We start from the raw sequence: 14,641 nt of genomic DNA, 5'->3' as shown, positions 1-14,641 counted from the left end.
GCACGCCGGTACGAGACGGCCGGGGCCTTGGCCGACTAGTGTGTATGGCAGAGCACTGCTACGAGAGGATCAATTGCGATGCCCACTGCCGACGCCATTGCACGCATGGAAAATGAAGCCGTCGAGATTTGCCGGAAACTGATCCAGATCGACACGACGAACTACGGCGGCAACAAGGGTGCAGGTGAGCTGGAGGCCGCCGAATATGTTGCCGGTTTGCTCCAGGAAGTTGGCCTGGACGCCAAGATCTACGAATCTGCTCCCGGGCGGGCCAATGTGCTCACCCGTATTCCGGGTGCCGACCCGGTGCTGCCGGCCCTGGTGGTGCACGGCCATTTGGATGTCGTGCCGGCCATCGCCGAAGACTGGAGCGTGGATCCCTTCGGTGCGGAGATCATCGACTCGATGATCTGGGGACGCGGCGCGGTAGACATGAAGAACATGGATGCGATGATCATCGCCGCCATCCGCCATCTGCAGCGCGAAAAGATCACCCCACGGCGCGACCTGGTCATCGCCTTCTTTGCCGACGAGGAAGCCGGCGGGGACTATGGCGCAGGCTGGATGGTGCAGAACCATCCCGAGCTCTTTGCCGGCGCCACCGAGGCGATCAGCGAAGTCGGCGGGTTCTCGGTCGAGATCAACGGCCGCCGTGCCTACATGCTGCAGACCGCGGAAAAGGGCATCGCCTGGCTGAAGCTGACCGCCCAGGGCATGGCCGGGCACGGTTCGCAGCTGAACGGCGACAATGCGGTCACCCATCTGGCAGGAGCCGTGCACCGCATCGGCGAGCATCAATGGCCGCTGTCCTATACCAAGACCACGCGCGCCCTGCTGGAACAGGTAGCCGAGCTGTCCGGGCTGGACTTCAATGAAGCAGATCCCGCCCCGCTGCTCTCGGCCATGGGCAACGTCTCGAGGTTCGTCGGCGCGACCTTGCAGAATACCGCGAACCCTTCCGCCTTGGACGCCGGCTACAAGCACAACGTCATTCCCGGCCAGGCTGAAGCCCTGATCGACTGCCGCACCTTGCCCGAGCAGCACGAAGCCACCGTGCAGACCCTGCGCGAATTGGCCGGGGAACATGTCGAGCTGTCCATGGTGCATGAGCAGGATTCCCTTGAGGTGCCGTTCGCCGGGGCGCTGGTGGATTCGATGATCGAATCGCTGCTGTCCGAGGACCCGGATGCGGTGGTCCTGCCCTATATGCTCTCCGGCGGTACCGATAACAAATGGCTGGCCAAGCTGGGGATCACCGGCTACGGATTCGCGCCGCTGCAGCTTCCCGCCGAACTGGACTTCACCGGAATGTTCCACGGCGTCGATGAACGAGTGCCGGTGGACTCCGTCAAATTCGGCGTCCGGGTCCTGCAGAAGCTCTTGCAGGACTACTAGAAACATCCTCCTCCCAGCGAGCACAAGAGAAACCAGGAGCAGAATCCTTGTCCATCGAATCAGTACTGACCAACGAGCTGCTTGAACGCTTCCGCGGCCGGGCCGCAGGCTATGACGAGGCGAACGCGTTCGCCATCGAGGACTTCAACGAGCTGGTGGAACTCGGCTACCTCAAGGCGCTGGTGCCGGCGGATCGCGGGGGACTGGGGTGGAGTTTCGACACCCTGGCGCTGGCGCAGCGCCGCCTTGCCACTGCCGCGCCGGGTACGGCGCTGGCGATCAACATGCACCAGGTCTGGGCAGGCGTCGCCTATCTGCTGCAGGCCCGCGGGGACCGGCGCTTGGACATGGTTGCCGATTGGATTGCCGAGGGCGAGGTGATGGCCTTCGGGATTTCGGAACCAGGCAACGATGCGGTGCTCTTCGACTCCAAGACCAGTGCGGCCACCGCTGCCGATGGTTCGGTGGCATTCACCGGCGTGAAGATCTTCACCTCGCTTTCCCCGGCGTTCACCCGCTTGGGGGTGTTCGGCAAGGATCAGGACTCCGGGGAGCTCGTCCATGGCTTCGTCGCCCGCGGTGAAGGCGTGCAGTCGATGGACGACTGGAACACCCTGGGCATGCGGGCCAGCCAGTCGCACACCACGAAGCTGGAGGATGCGGTGGCTCCCAGCGATTGGGTGCATAGCCGTCTGCCGGCCGGCCCGAACGCGGACCCGCTGATCTTCGGCATCTTCGCGTCCTTCCTCACCCTGACCGCGAGCGTCTACGTGGGCATCGCCGATCGTGCGGTGACCCTGGCGCAGGAGGCGCTGAATGATCGAGTGCACCAGGACGGGACCAAGTATTCGCAGGATGTCCGCGCCCGCGGCCTGCTGGCGGAGGCGGCCATGCGCCTGCTGTCCCTGGATGCCCTCCAGCGCTCGGTGGCCGGCGACCTGGAAGCCAAGGCGGACCACCAGGGCGCCTGGTTCCCGAAGCTGGTGACGCTGCGAACCATTGCAGGGGACACCGCACGGGAAAACGTCCAGGTTGCCGGCCAGCTGCTGGGCGGCGGCGGGTATTTCCGCGGCTCGGAATTCGAACGGCTTTACCGCGACGTGCAAGCCAGCTGGTACCACCCGTCCAATGCGGCGTCGGCTGCCAACACGGTGGCCTCCTGGCTGGTCGGCCCGCTCGACAGCTAGGCCGAGGCCCGGCGCAGCCTGCCTAGCGGCGGTTCAGGGAGCCAGCGTGCTGCGAATGCGCATCACGCGGCGGCGCAGCCAATACTTGTAGGCGCCGCCCTCGTAGCGGCAGGTGCGCATCAGCTCCCATTTGCCGTTATCCGCATGCTCGCGAAGGGCTGCCCGGGCTACATTCTTCGGCTCGCCGGGGAAAGAGGTGATGACCAGGTATTCGAAGCGCTGGTCATCGGGATGATGCAGCGGCGGCTTAATTCTTTCTTCGAGCATCCTGCCCCCTATCTAAAGAACGCCATGCGTTGTAGCCTCATGCTATGAGTACTGATCCGAGTTTTGCACTGCAAGCACTTATTGCCCGCCTGGAGCAGCATCTGGCAATTGTGTCGCAGAGCCGCGGTGCCGCCGAGGCTTCCGTCGACGCCGCCTTTGGCGCGTTGGCCGATGCCTTCGAAGACTATGAGGACGCCCTCTATGAACAGTATTCCGAGCTTTTGCCCTTCACCATACCCTCGGATGATGCGTGAGTACGACCACGGGGTGAATTTTTCGCATTACGTGTTTCTGAGTCCGGATACTCGCAATCCGTGAAGTAATGTCGAGGGGTGAATTGGTTTGAAGCAGCTTTCCTAGGATTGATCCAGGGCCTGACCGAGTTCCTCCCGATCTCGTCCTCCGCCCACTTGCGCATCGTTGGCGAACTTTTGCCTAACGCCCAAGACCCCGGGGCGGCTTTTACCGCCATTACCCAGCTGGGTACCGAAACCGCGGTGATCGTCTTCTTCTGGCGTGACATCGTGCGCATCATCGGTGCGTGGTGCAAGGCCTTGGCTGGCAAGATCCCGCATTCGGATCCCGATGCCAAGATGGGCTGGCTGATCATCGTCGGCTCCCTGCCCATCGCGATCCTGGGCCTGCTGCTGGAAGACTACATCGATACGAACTTCCGTTCGCTGTGGATCGTGGCGACAACCCTGGTGGTCTTCGGCCTGATCCTGGCCATCGCCGACCACTACGGCAAGCAGCAGCGCACCTTGGAGAAGCTGACCGTCAAGCACGGCATCTTCTACGGCTTCGCGCAGGCCATGGCCCTGATTCCGGGCGTCTCGCGCTCCGGCGGCACCATCACCGCGGGCCTGCTCATGGGCTACACCCGCGAGGCGGCGGCCCGCTACTCGTTCCTGCTGGCCATCCCTGCGGTGTTCGCCTCGGGACTCTACAAGCTGGCCAAGTCCTTCGATGAGCCGGGGGTCTACACCCTGGCGCAGACTGGTGTCGCCACCGTCGTCGCCTTCATCGTCGGCTTCCTGATCGTGGGCTGGTTCCTGAAGTTCGTTTCCACCCACTCCTACCGCTTCTTCGTCTGGTACCGCATCCTGCTGGGCCTGGCGCTGTTCGTCGCTCTCGGATTGGGCTGGATGGCCGCCTGATTCATCCCATGAAAGATGTCCGTGGACTGCTTCACGGACATCTTGCAGTTAACCGGAATAAACCTTGTCCTGCTTCACTTGGACTTAAAGGAAGAAATACGTCGCATCTGCGAAAGGATGTTCATAAGTGCACGCGTGGAAAAACCCTGAGGTACCTCAGGTGGCTGGTTCAGCACCGACACTGGAACTTTTCAACACCGCCACCGGTACCCAGCAGGCCACTGCGCCAGCGGATGAGGCTCTTGCGCCGGCAAGCATGTACGTTTGCGGAATCACCCCGTATGACGCCACCCATATGGGCCACGCCGCCACATATGTCACCTTCGACCTGGTGCAGCGCACCTGGCTCGATGCCGGGCGAACCGTGGCCTACACCCAGAACATCACCGACGTGGACGATCCGCTGCTGGAGCGTGCAACGGCCACGGGCGTCGACTGGCGGGAACTGGCCGAGTCGCAGATCCAGCTCTTCCGCGACGACATGGAAGCGCTGAATGTCATCCCGCCGCAGAACTACATCGGCGCCGTGGAATCCATCGGCTGGCTGGTCCCCGTGGTCGAGCAGCTGCTCGACGCGGACCTGGCCTACCGCGTGCCGGCCGGTGCCGATGGGGTCGAAGGCGACGTGTACTTCGACACCATGGCCGCGCAGAACGATGCCTGGACGCTGGGATCGGTCTCCAACTACGACCGCGAGACCATGCTCGGCTTCTTCGCCGAACGCGGCGGCGACCCGGACCGCGCAGGCAAGCGCGACGCGCTGGATCCGCTGTTGTGGCGTGCCGCCCGCGAGGGCGAGCCCCGGTGGGATGGCGGCACGCTGGGCGAAGGCCGCCCCGGCTGGCATATCGAATGCTCGGTGATTGCCCGCAAGACCCTGCCGGCTCCGTTCACCGTCCAGGGCGGCGGCTCGGACCTGATCTTCCCGCACCACGAATTCTCCGCGGCCCACGCGGCCGCCGGCGACCATGCCGAACTCGCGCAGGCCTACGTGCACACCGGCATGGTGGGCCTGGACGGCGAGAAGATGAGCAAGTCCCTGGGCAACCTGGTGCTGGTCTCCAAGCTGCGCGCCGCCGGCGTCGAGCCGGTGGCGATCCGCGCCGTGCTGCTCTCCCAGCACTACCGCAGCAACTGGTTCTGGACCGATGAACTGCTGGCCACCGCGCAGCAGCGCGTGGCGGCCTGGCGTGAGGCGCTGGCCAGCGCCAGCCTCGAGGATGCGGCCAGCGTGATGGCCCAGATCCGCAAGCACCTGGCCAATGACCTTGATGCGCCCTCCGCGCTGGATGCCATCGACCGGTGGGCCGCACAGCCTGCCAGCTCGAATGGCGAGGGCGCCAACGCCTTGCGCGACGGCATCGACGCGCTGCTCGGGCTCAAGCTCTAGCACGCTGCTTCGCACGCAACCCGGGGTCCGCCTCAAATATCGTAGTCGGACCCCGGGCCGTCCGTGCGGTACTTTCCGCGGCGGCGCAGGTAGCGCTCGAACTCCCGGGCGATGGATTCGCCGCTGGCCTCGGGCAGTTCGCTGGTGTCGGTGGCCTGCTCCAGCTGCTCGACATACTTGGCGACATCCGGATCCGCCGCGGCCAGCTCGTCCACCCCATGCTTCCAGGCCAGCGCATCCTCGCGCAGCTTCTGGTCGCGCACGGAGACCGGGAGGATCTCCTCCAGCAGCTCGATGATGGCCAGCTGGACCCGCGGGCTGGGGGACTGGGCGACATAGTGGGAAAGCTGCGCCCAGAGCGAGAGGCTCGGGATTCCGTAGCGTTCGAACTCCACACCGAGCACCGAGGGGATTCCGGTGGGCCCCTCATAGCTGGAGGCGCTGATCTTCAGATGCTCCTGCAAGCGCGCATCGTCGCTGGCCAGCGAGGTCGGCACCGGGCGGGTATGCGGCACGTCGGCCAGCAACGCGCCCACGCTCAGCACCGCATGGGCATTGTGCTCCTGCGCCACCTTGATGATCCGGGAGCAGAACGCCTGCCACTTGAACGTCGGCTCGACACCGAGGACCACCAGCAGGTCGGCGGCCGCCTGCGGCAGCGCGATCTTGAACAGCTCGGTGCGCGGCCATTCCACCACGCGTCCACTCTCGGTGCGCCGGGTCTTGGGCCTGGTGAACTGGTAGTCGTAGAAGTCGTCCTCGCCCACCGTGGCCAGATGCTCGTACTCGTGGGATTCGAGCAGCAGGCGCACGGCATCCGTCGCCGCCGAGCCGGCGTCGTTCCACCCCTCGAAGGCGGCCAGGACAATGGTGGGGCGAATCTCATGCTGGGTCTTGGCGATATAGCTGTCCAGCGTCGGGGCGTGGTATTCCTCGTTCATTGACGACTCCTTGGCAGCACTCGATGTACCCGGCGTGGCTCGCCGAGGCGGCTTAGCCCCACTCTTCCATCTAGAATGGACTCATGCCAAGCACCAGTTTTGACTTTGCCGCCGGAACCAAGCCCGCAACCCCGCAAGCCGTGTTGTGGGATATGGACGGCACGCTGATCGACACCGAGCCCTATTGGCTGGCTGCCGAAGCCGAGCTGGTGGTCTCCCATGGCGGAACCTGGAGCCATGAGCAGGGCCTGGCCCTGGTCGGCAACGCGTTGCCCGATGGCGCCCGCGCCCTGCAGCTGGCCGGGGTGCAGCTGGAAATCCGCGAGATCATCGACTGGCTCTCGGCCCGGGTGGTTGCCGGCATCCGCCGCGAAATCCCCTGGCGCCCTGGAGCGCGCGAGCTGCTGGCCGCCTGCAAGCAGGCAGGGATCCCGCAGGCCTTGGTGACCATGTCCGAGCGCAGCATCGTCGACGAGCTGATGCTCGCCATCCCCGAAGGCACCTTCCAGGCCAGCGTGACCGGCGAAGAGGTGGCCCAGGGCAAGCCGCACCCCGAGCCCTACCTGCGCGGACTGCGGCTGCTGGGCGAAGCCACCGGCCAGCAGCTGTCCGCCTCCCAGTGCATCGGCTTCGAGGATTCGGTGCCGGGCATCGCCTCGGCGTCCGCGGCCGGGCTGCATGCGGTGCTGGTTCCCAACGCCACCGACCCCGGCGAGGGCAAGTGGCGCCGGATCGACTCCTTGGCCTCCGTGGATGTGGCCGCAATGTCCCGCTGGCTGGTGCAGGTCAGCGCGTGAGCGATACCCAGGAAAAGTCCCCCGGAATCAAGCTGGGCCGCATCGGCGGCGTCCCGGTCTACCTCTCCAGCTCGTGGTTCATCATCACCGCGGTGATCACCTTCAGCGTGGGCATCCAGCTGGCGCGCGGCGGCATTATCCCGCCGCTGAGCGCCTACCTGATGGGCCTGGCCTGCGCCGTGGCCATCGCCGTGGCGGTGCTGGTCCACGAGGTGGCCCACGCGATGACCGCGCGCGCCTTCAAATGGCCCGATGCGCACATTGTGCTGACCCTGATGGGCGGGCACACCCAGTTCGGCTCCTTCAAGGCCAAGCCCGGCGCGTCGCTCTGGGTGGCGCTTTCCGGGCCGCTGTCCAACTTCGTGCTGGCCGGATTGGGCTGGCTGGTGATCCAAAACGCCACCCTGGGCGTGTACCCGAACCTGCTGCTTGACTTCTTCGTCTATGCCAACCTGCTGCTCGGCGCGTTCAACGCCCTGCCGGGGCTTCCGCTCGATGGCGGGCGGCTGGTCGAGTCCATCGTCTGGAAGGCCACCGGGTCCCAGTTCAAGGGCACCATCGCCTCGTCCTGGGTGGGCCGGGCGATCGCCGTGGGCCTCATCGGCTATTTCGTCATCTATCCACTCATTCGCGGCGAGCAGCCGCAGATCATCACCGTGGTGGTCGGCATCATGGTGGCGATGTTCATGTGGCAGGCCACCACGCAGCTGATCGCGCACTCCAAGATGATGCTGAACCTGCCCACGGTAATCGCCACCGACCTGATGCGCCCGGCCTCGGCCATGGTCTCGCACGCCAGCGTTGCCGACGTGCTGGCGCGCCAGGCGGCACGCGGGGGAGAGATCATCCTGGTGGACCCGAAGGGGATGCCCGTCGGGGTCATCGACGCGCAGGCACTGTCCCGGGTGGATCGAAGCCAGGCGGCGCAGGTTCCGGCGCTGGCAGTCTCCCGCGCCCTGGGCCAAGGCGCGATCGTCGCCGAGGATTCGGACGGGCGCGCGCTGGTCGACTACCTGGCCAGCGTGGAGAGCGCCGAATACGCGGTGATCAGCTCCACCGGGAACGTGGTGGGCCTGCTGCACCAGCGGCAGATCGTCAACGCCGTCACCGGACGCCGCAAGTAGACTTCTAGACAGACTGAAAGCACCAAGAAAAGGATCACATCAGTGAGCGAAGCCATCAGCCAGGCCCCCCACGGAGCGGCAGCCCGCCGCGGCCCCTTCCGGGTCGGGGACCGCGTGCAGCTGACCGACGAGAAGCGCCGGATCAACACCATCACCCTGCAGCGCGGCGGGGAATTCCACACGCACAAGGGCGTGCTGCCGCACGAGGACATCATCGGGTTGCCCGAGGGCTCGGTCATCGAGAATGCCGACGGCTTCCGCTACCAGGCCCTGCGCCCGCTGGCCAAGGACTTCGTGCTCTCCATGCCGCGCGGAGCTACCGTGGTCTACCCGAAGGACGCGGCGCAGATCGTGCAGTTCGGCGACATCTTCCCCGGTGCCCGCGTGGTCGAGGCAGGCGTCGGCTCCGGCGCGCTGTCCATCTCGCTGCTGCGCGCGGTGGGCGACGAGGGCTTCCTGCACTCCTTCGAGCGCCGCGAGGAATTCGCCGACATCGCCCGCGGCAACGTCTCTACCGTCTTCGGCGGAGACCACCCGTCCTGGCAGATCTCCATCGGCGACTTCCAGGACAAGGTTGTGGAGCTCGAAGAGCCAGGCAGCATCGACCGCGTGGTGCTGGACATGCTCAGCCCCTGGGAATGCCTTGACGCGGTAGCCACCGTGCTAGCGCCGGGCGGGGTGTGGACCAACTACGTCTCCTCAGTGACCCAGATGTCCCGGGTGGTCGAGGCGATTCGCGCCTCCGGCCAGTTCACCGAGCCCGAATGCTTCGAAACCCTGGTCCGCGGCTGGCACGTCGACGGCCTCGCGGTGCGCCCGGATCACCGCATGGTCGCGCATACCGCCTTCCTGATCACCTGCCGCCGGCTGGCCGACTCGGCTGACGGCATCCCGAAGGCCAAGCGGATCAAGGAGCACTCCTACTCGGACGAGGACCTCAGCGCCTGGACCCGCGATCACGCTGAGGACGAATGGACGGCAGAAGCCCTGGGCGAGCGCGGCCTGTCGGACAAGAAGCTGCGCCGTGCCGCGCGCGACGCCAACCAGTCGGTGCGCGTGCGCGCAGCTGAGGAAAACGCCGAAGGCGCCGGCGGCGCCTGAGCAGCATCCGCATGCTGAGACGCAACGTCTCATTATGCGGATTCAGGCCCCGGGTGTTCTGCACTCGGGGCCTTCAGTTCCTAGGATGGAAGCAAGCCGGTGCGCCATGCACTGGAAAAACTTCATCAGGCTCCCAGAACGGGCCCGGATGGCGTTGGATGTTGGAGGTTGGAACGTGAACGATAATCGCGAAGCAGAACAATTGGCCGAGCGGCTGCAGATGACCGAACGCCAGGTCAACGTGCTGCGCGACAAGAACCGCAACCTCGACAAGCAGCTGGCAGGAATCAGCGGGAACAACAAGCGGCTGGTCGCCCTGCTGGAAACCACGCGCGAGCAGATCATCAACCTGAAGGCCGCGCTGGAAAAAGACGGCGACACCCCCTTCAGCCACGGCACCATCGTGGCCAAGCACCCGCGCAAGCATCCCGAACCGGGCCTGGGCATCGAATCCACCGGCGCGCAGGCGGCCGACGTGATCTACTCCGGGCGCAAGATGCGCGTGGCGGTCAGCCCGCTGCTGGACTTCGAGAAGCTGGTCATCGGCCAGCAGGTGCTGCTCAACGAAGCACTGGTGATCGTTGCCGCCCTGGGCTTCGAGGAAACCGGGGAACTGGTCACGGTCAAGGAACTGCTGGAAAACCACCACGCAGTGGTCATGGCCCGGGCCGATGACCAGCGCGTGATCGAGCTGGCCGGACCGCTGCGCGAGATGCACCTGCGCGTCGGCGACCAGCTGTCCATTGATTCCCGCTCGGGCATGGCGGTCTCCCGCGTCCAGCTCACCGACATGCAATCCCTGGTGCTCGAAGAAGTGCCGGACATCGCCTACTCAGATATCGGCGGGCTGAACTCGCAGATCGAAGCCATCAAGGATTCGGTGGAACTGCCCTTCACCCATCCGGAACTGTACCGCGAGCACGGGCTGAGCGCGCCCAAGGGGATCCTGCTCTACGGCCCTCCGGGCTGCGGCAAGACGCTGATCGCCAAGGCCGTGGCCCACTCGCTGGCCCAGCGGGTCGCCGAGCGCAAGGAAGGCACCAGCAACCGCAGCTATTTCCTGAACATCAAGGGCCCGGAGCTGCTGGACAAGTACGTGGGCGAAACCGAACGCCACATCCGGCTGATCTTCGCCCGCGCCCGCGAAAAGGCGCTGCACGGCGATCCGGTCGTGGTGTTCTTCGACGAGATGGAAGCGCTGTTCCGCACCCGCGGCACCGGCGTCTCCTCGGATGTCGAAACCACCATCGTGCCGCAGCTGCTGGCCGAAATCGATGGCGTGGAGCGGCTGGACAACGTGATCGTCATCGGTGCCTCGAACCGCGAGGACATGATCGACCCGGCGATCCTGCGGCCCGGACGCCTGGATGTCAAGATCAAGATCCGCCGTCCCGACGCCGAGGGCGCCGCGGAAATCTTCAGCAAGTACCTGACCACGCAGCTGCCGCTGCACGCCGATGAGCTCGCGGCCGATGCCGGCGATGCCTCCGCCACCATCGCCCGGATGATCCGCGAGGCGGTGAAGGCCATGTACTCCACCGAACGGATCAACGAATTCCTCGAAGTCACCTATGTCACCGGCGATACCGAGGTGCTGTATTTCAAGGACTTCGCCTCCGGCGCGGTCATCCACAACATCGTGGACCGCGCCAAGAAGCACGCCATCAAGGCGCTGATCACGGACAACGAACGCGGCCTGAAAACCGAGTACCTGCTGCGCGCGGTCCGCGAGGAATTCGCCGAGCACGAAGACATGCCCAACACCACCAACCCCGATGACTGGGCGCGGATTTCCGGGCGCAAGGGCGAGCGGATCAGCAACATCCGTTCCCTGGTCAACCAGCAGGCCGGCAAATGAGCGCCCGTCGGCTGGTCGGCCTGGAAACCGAATACGGGATCATCCGCCCGAACATGCCCAAGGCCAACGCGACGGTGCTCTCGGCGCAGATCGTCGACGCCTACGCGCAACTGGTGGCCGAGCAGGACTCGGCGGCCAAGGCCGCGCGCTGGGACTATTCCGACGAATCCCCGCTGCAGGATGCGCGCGGCTTCGCCATGGACCGCGCGCAGGCGCACCCGAGCCAGCTGACCGACGTGGAACCGGGGCTGGAGGACGAGGGCATCTGGACCGCCGAGTCCATTGCGCTCGATGGCAATGACGCGCATGTGGGATCCACGCTCTACCAGGAGAAGGACTCCACAGATGTAGTGATGAATATGGTGCTGGGCAACGGCGCACGCCTGTACGTGGACCACGCCCACCCGGAATACTCCAGCCCGGAAACGATGACGCCGCGCGACGCGGTGCTCTGGGATCAGGCCGGCGATGAGGTGATGCGCCGCGCCGCCCAGGCCGCCGCGCGCCTGGGCAGCGGGGAACTGCTGCTCTACAAGAACAACACCGACAACAAGTCGGTCTCCTACGGTTCTCATGAGAACTACCTGATGCCGCGCGGCATCGAGTTCTCCGCCATTGCCAGCGGGCTCACCCCGTTCTTCGCCAGCCGCCAGATCTTCTGCGGTGCCGGGCGGGTAGGCCAGGGCATGCTCAACGAACGGGCCGCCTTCCAGATCTCCCAGCGCGCCGACTTCTTCGAAGCCGAAGTGGGGCTGGAAACCACGATCAACCGCCCGATCATCAACACCCGCGATGAACCGCACGCGAACTGGGACAAGTACCGGCGGCTGCACGTGATCATCGGGGATGCGAACCTCGGACAGATCTCCACCCTGCTGCGCGTGGGCACCACCAACCTGGTGCTCTCGCTGATCGAAGCGGGCATGGCCCCGCAGCTGGAACTGGCCGAGCCGGTCCTGGCCTTGCAGCAGATCAGCCACGATCCGACGCTGAAGGCCAAGGTGGGATTGCGCGGCGGGGTGCAGCTGACCGCCATCGAGATCCAGCGCCATTACCTGCACGCGGCGTTAAGCTACTGCGCGGCACGGGGGATTGCGGATCCGGATACCACCGAGATCCTCACCCGTTGGGCGCAGATGCTGGATCTGCTCGAGCGCGACCCGATGGACGCTGCCGATCAGATCGACTGGATCGCCAAATACCAGCTGGTCAACGGGTTTGCCCAGCGCCACGGAGTGGAGCTGTCGGATCCGCGCGTGGCGATGCTAGATCTGCAATGGGCGGATCTGCGCACAAACAAGGGGCTGTACTACCGGCTGGCCGAACGCGGAGCCATCCAGACGCTGTTCAGCCAGCAGGAGATCAACCAGGCGGTCAGCGCGCCGCCCGAGAATACCCGCGCCTACCTGCGTGGCATGACCCTGCAGCGCTATGCGCCGTATGTGGTCGCGGCGAACTGGGATGCGCTGTCCTTCGCCGTGCCCGGGGCGCGCAAGATCAGCCGCTTCCACATGCCCGAGCCGCTGGCCGGAACCCGGGCGCAGGTGGGCGAGCTGTTCGAGGCCGAGTTGGAGATTGCGGAATTTATCGACGAATTGGCGCGGCGCCGCTAATCGGCGCAGAATAGGTATGAGTCCCGGTGCGTAATTCCGGGATTCGCGACTATGTCAGGAGAAAACGATGACACAGGAAAGCTTCTCGTCCCGCCGCAACACCCATGACCAGCAGGCCGAAGCCGAGCAGGTCCAGGTGAACACCACCGGCCAGTCCGCCGGCGTGGACGACCTGCTGGACGAGATCGACTCGGTGCTTGAATCCAACGCCGAGGAGTTCGTGCGCGGATTCGTGCAAAAGGGCGGCCAGTAAGCCCCCGCGGGCTTTCGGCTTTGGACGTCGTGTTCTGCCACCCGGCGCAGAACCGCAGTTGAGGGGAAGTAGCTTCGCGTGGATCGCAGAATTTTTGGTCTGGAAACTGAGTTCGGACTGAATTATGTCCCGTCCGATGGGCGGCGGCTCACCCCGGAAGATGCCGCACGGCACCTGTTCAAGCCGGTGGTCAGCTGGGGGCGCAGCTCGAATGTCTTCCTGGAGAACGGCTCGCGCCTCTACCTGGATGTCGGCTCGCACCCCGAGTACGCCACCGCCGAATGCGACCAGCTCAAGCAGTTGATCGCCCATGACCGCGCAGGCGAAGTCTTCATGCTCGACCTCGTCGACCAGGCCGAAGACCAGCTGGCCGAAGAAGGCCACGAAGGCCGGATCTACATGTTCAAGAACAATGTGGACTCCGCCGGCAACTCCTACGGGTGCCACGAGAATTACCTCATCCCGCGCAAGATCGAGTTCAAGCGCCTGGCCGACATGCTCATCCCCTTCCTCGTCACCCGCCAACTCTTGTGCGGTGCAGGGCATCTGATCACCGATGAGGGGGAAACCAAGTACGTCTTCTCCCAGCGCGCCGACCACATGTGGGAAGGGGTCTCCTCGGCCACGACGCGCTCGAGGCCGATCATCAACACCCGCGACGAGCCGCATGCGGATGCCGAGTACCACCGCCGGCTGCATGTCATCGTGGGCGATTCGACAATGAGCGAAACCACCCAGCTGCTCAAGATCGGCGCCACCGACCTGGTGCTGCGGCTGATCGAATCGGGGGAGATCTACCACGATTTGCGGCTGGAAAACCCGATCCGCTCGATCCGCCAGATCTCCCATGACTTCACCGGCCAGACCGTGGTGCGGCTGATGGGAGGCGACGAGCCCACCGCACTGCAGATCCAATGGATCCTCTTCGAATCGGTCAAGGAATTCATCGCCCGCCACGGCGCGCACCACGACCAGGTCGACACCGTCCTGGAATTATGGGAACGCACCCTGAACGCCGTAGAGAGCCAGGACTTCTCGCTGATCGACAAGGACATCGACTGGGCCATCAAGCACAAGCTGCTGATGGGTTATGCGCAGAAGAACTCGCTGAAGCTCTCGGCGCCACGGCTCGCGCAGCTGAACCTGACCTATCACGACATCGATCCGCAGCGCGGGCTGTTCCACCTGCTCAAGCGCCGCGGCCTGGCCAGCTCGGTGGTCTCCGATGCCGAAATCCTGCAGGCGGTGAACAACCCGCCGGCCACGACACGCGCGGCGCTGCGCAGCAAATTCATTCGTGCCGCACGGGCCAACGGACGGCGCTACAGCGCGGACTGGGTGCACATGAAGTACGAGGACGGTCCGGGCGGCATCGTGCTGTGCAAGGACCCGTTCGCTGCCAGCAATCCGCAGATCGACGAGCTCATCGAGCTGATGGGCCAGCAGCAATAGCAAGCTGGAAACAAGTATTTACACAGCAAAAACATCTATGCTGGACGCAGGCCATTTCGAGCCATGCCCTTCAGGCAAGCCCGCAATGCAAGACCAGCTAATCCAA

Annotated in this window: 14 protein-coding genes; 12 read left to right on the top strand and 2 right to left on the bottom strand. The window is 65.0% G+C overall.

The features are described 5' to 3' along the window. The first annotated feature begins 78 nt into the window (after positions 1 to 78). Both BKX98_RS04455 and BKX98_RS04450 read left to right on the top strand, forming a co-directional pair. Positions 79 to 1,395 (top strand): M20/M25/M40 family metallo-hydrolase, encoded by a 1,317-nt coding sequence (locus tag BKX98_RS04455; protein ID WP_073706256.1) that lies wholly within the window; start codon positions 79 to 81, stop codon positions 1,393 to 1,395. A gap of 47 nt (positions 1,396 to 1,442) precedes the next feature. Beyond that, positions 1,443 to 2,582, top strand: a complete 1,140-nt coding sequence (locus tag BKX98_RS04450; RefSeq protein WP_073706255.1) for an acyl-CoA dehydrogenase family protein — start codon at positions 1,443 to 1,445, stop codon at positions 2,580 to 2,582. Between the two features lie 33 nt (positions 2,583 to 2,615). Here BKX98_RS04450 and BKX98_RS04445 read toward each other — a convergent pair whose 3' ends face one another. Beyond that, positions 2,616 to 2,849 carry a DUF5703 family protein gene (locus BKX98_RS04445; RefSeq protein ID WP_038991036.1) on the bottom strand — a complete coding sequence of 78 codons (234 nt, stop codon included), beginning with the start codon at positions 2,847 to 2,849 and terminating at the stop codon, positions 2,616 to 2,618. 44 nt (positions 2,850 to 2,893) lie between these two features. Here BKX98_RS04445 and BKX98_RS04440 point away from each other — a divergent pair, with 44 nt between their 5' ends. The 3 genes from BKX98_RS04440 (at position 2,894) to mshC (ending at position 5,396) form a co-directional block, all read left to right on the top strand. Further along, positions 2,894 to 3,103 (top strand): hypothetical protein, encoded by a 210-nt coding sequence (locus tag BKX98_RS04440; protein ID WP_073706254.1) that lies wholly within the window; start codon positions 2,894 to 2,896, stop codon positions 3,101 to 3,103. Positions 3,104 to 3,181: 78 nt separating this feature from the next. Further along, positions 3,182 to 4,006 (top strand): undecaprenyl-diphosphate phosphatase, encoded by an 825-nt coding sequence (locus BKX98_RS04435; protein ID WP_073706253.1) that lies wholly within the window; start codon positions 3,182 to 3,184, stop codon positions 4,004 to 4,006. Between the two features lie 127 nt (positions 4,007 to 4,133). Beyond that, positions 4,134 to 5,396 carry a cysteine--1-D-myo-inosityl 2-amino-2-deoxy-alpha-D-glucopyranoside ligase gene (gene mshC, locus BKX98_RS04430; RefSeq protein ID WP_073706252.1) on the top strand — a complete coding sequence of 421 codons (1,263 nt, stop codon included), beginning with the start codon at positions 4,134 to 4,136 and terminating at the stop codon, positions 5,394 to 5,396. Between the two features lie 32 nt (positions 5,397 to 5,428). Here mshC and BKX98_RS04425 read toward each other — a convergent pair whose 3' ends face one another. Further along, the gene (locus tag BKX98_RS04425; RefSeq protein WP_073706251.1) at positions 5,429 to 6,337 is read right to left on the bottom strand and encodes a proteasome assembly chaperone family protein; all 909 of its coding nucleotides are present in this window, start codon (positions 6,335 to 6,337) and stop codon (positions 5,429 to 5,431) included. Between the two features lie 83 nt (positions 6,338 to 6,420). Here BKX98_RS04425 and BKX98_RS04420 point away from each other — a divergent pair, with 83 nt between their 5' ends. The 7 genes from BKX98_RS04420 (at position 6,421) to pafA (ending at position 14,535) form a co-directional block, all read left to right on the top strand. Next, entirely contained in the window at positions 6,421 to 7,134 is a 714-nt protein-coding gene (locus BKX98_RS04420) for an HAD family phosphatase (RefSeq protein WP_073706250.1), read from the top strand. Next, on the top strand, positions 7,131 to 8,258 hold the full coding sequence (locus tag BKX98_RS04415) for a site-2 protease family protein (RefSeq protein ID WP_038991043.1): 1,128 nt from the start codon (positions 7,131 to 7,133) through the stop codon (positions 8,256 to 8,258). The genes BKX98_RS04420 and BKX98_RS04415 overlap by 4 nt, the downstream gene beginning before the upstream one ends. A gap of 42 nt (positions 8,259 to 8,300) precedes the next feature. Then, positions 8,301 to 9,359: a tRNA (adenine-N1)-methyltransferase gene (locus tag BKX98_RS04410; RefSeq protein WP_038991044.1), complete on the top strand. Its 1,059-nt coding sequence runs from the start codon at positions 8,301 to 8,303 to the stop codon at positions 9,357 to 9,359. Between the two features lie 148 nt (positions 9,360 to 9,507). Continuing rightward, a complete protein-coding gene (gene arc / locus BKX98_RS04405) occupies positions 9,508 to 11,217 on the top strand; it encodes a proteasome ATPase (RefSeq protein ID WP_369826762.1) in 1,710 nt (569 codons plus the stop codon). Continuing rightward, a complete protein-coding gene (gene dop, locus BKX98_RS04400; RefSeq protein ID WP_073706249.1) occupies positions 11,214 to 12,830 on the top strand; it encodes a depupylase/deamidase Dop in 1,617 nt (538 codons plus the stop codon). The genes arc and dop overlap by 4 nt, the downstream gene beginning before the upstream one ends. A gap of 67 nt (positions 12,831 to 12,897) precedes the next feature. Then, positions 12,898 to 13,083: a ubiquitin-like protein Pup gene (locus BKX98_RS04395; protein WP_038991046.1), complete on the top strand. Its 186-nt coding sequence runs from the start codon at positions 12,898 to 12,900 to the stop codon at positions 13,081 to 13,083. A gap of 78 nt (positions 13,084 to 13,161) precedes the next feature. Beyond that, on the top strand, positions 13,162 to 14,535 hold the full coding sequence (pafA, locus tag BKX98_RS04390; protein ID WP_073706248.1) for a Pup--protein ligase: 1,374 nt from the start codon (positions 13,162 to 13,164) through the stop codon (positions 14,533 to 14,535). The last annotated feature ends 106 nt before the right edge of the window (positions 14,536 to 14,641 follow it).

This window comes from Glutamicibacter sp. 0426, from assembly GCF_001906485.1.
In the GTDB taxonomy this organism is placed as follows: Bacteria; Actinomycetota; Actinomycetes; order Actinomycetales; family Micrococcaceae; genus Glutamicibacter; species Glutamicibacter nicotianae.
Note: the sequence above shows the minus strand (reverse complement) of the source record. Positions and strands in the feature narration are given on the sequence as shown.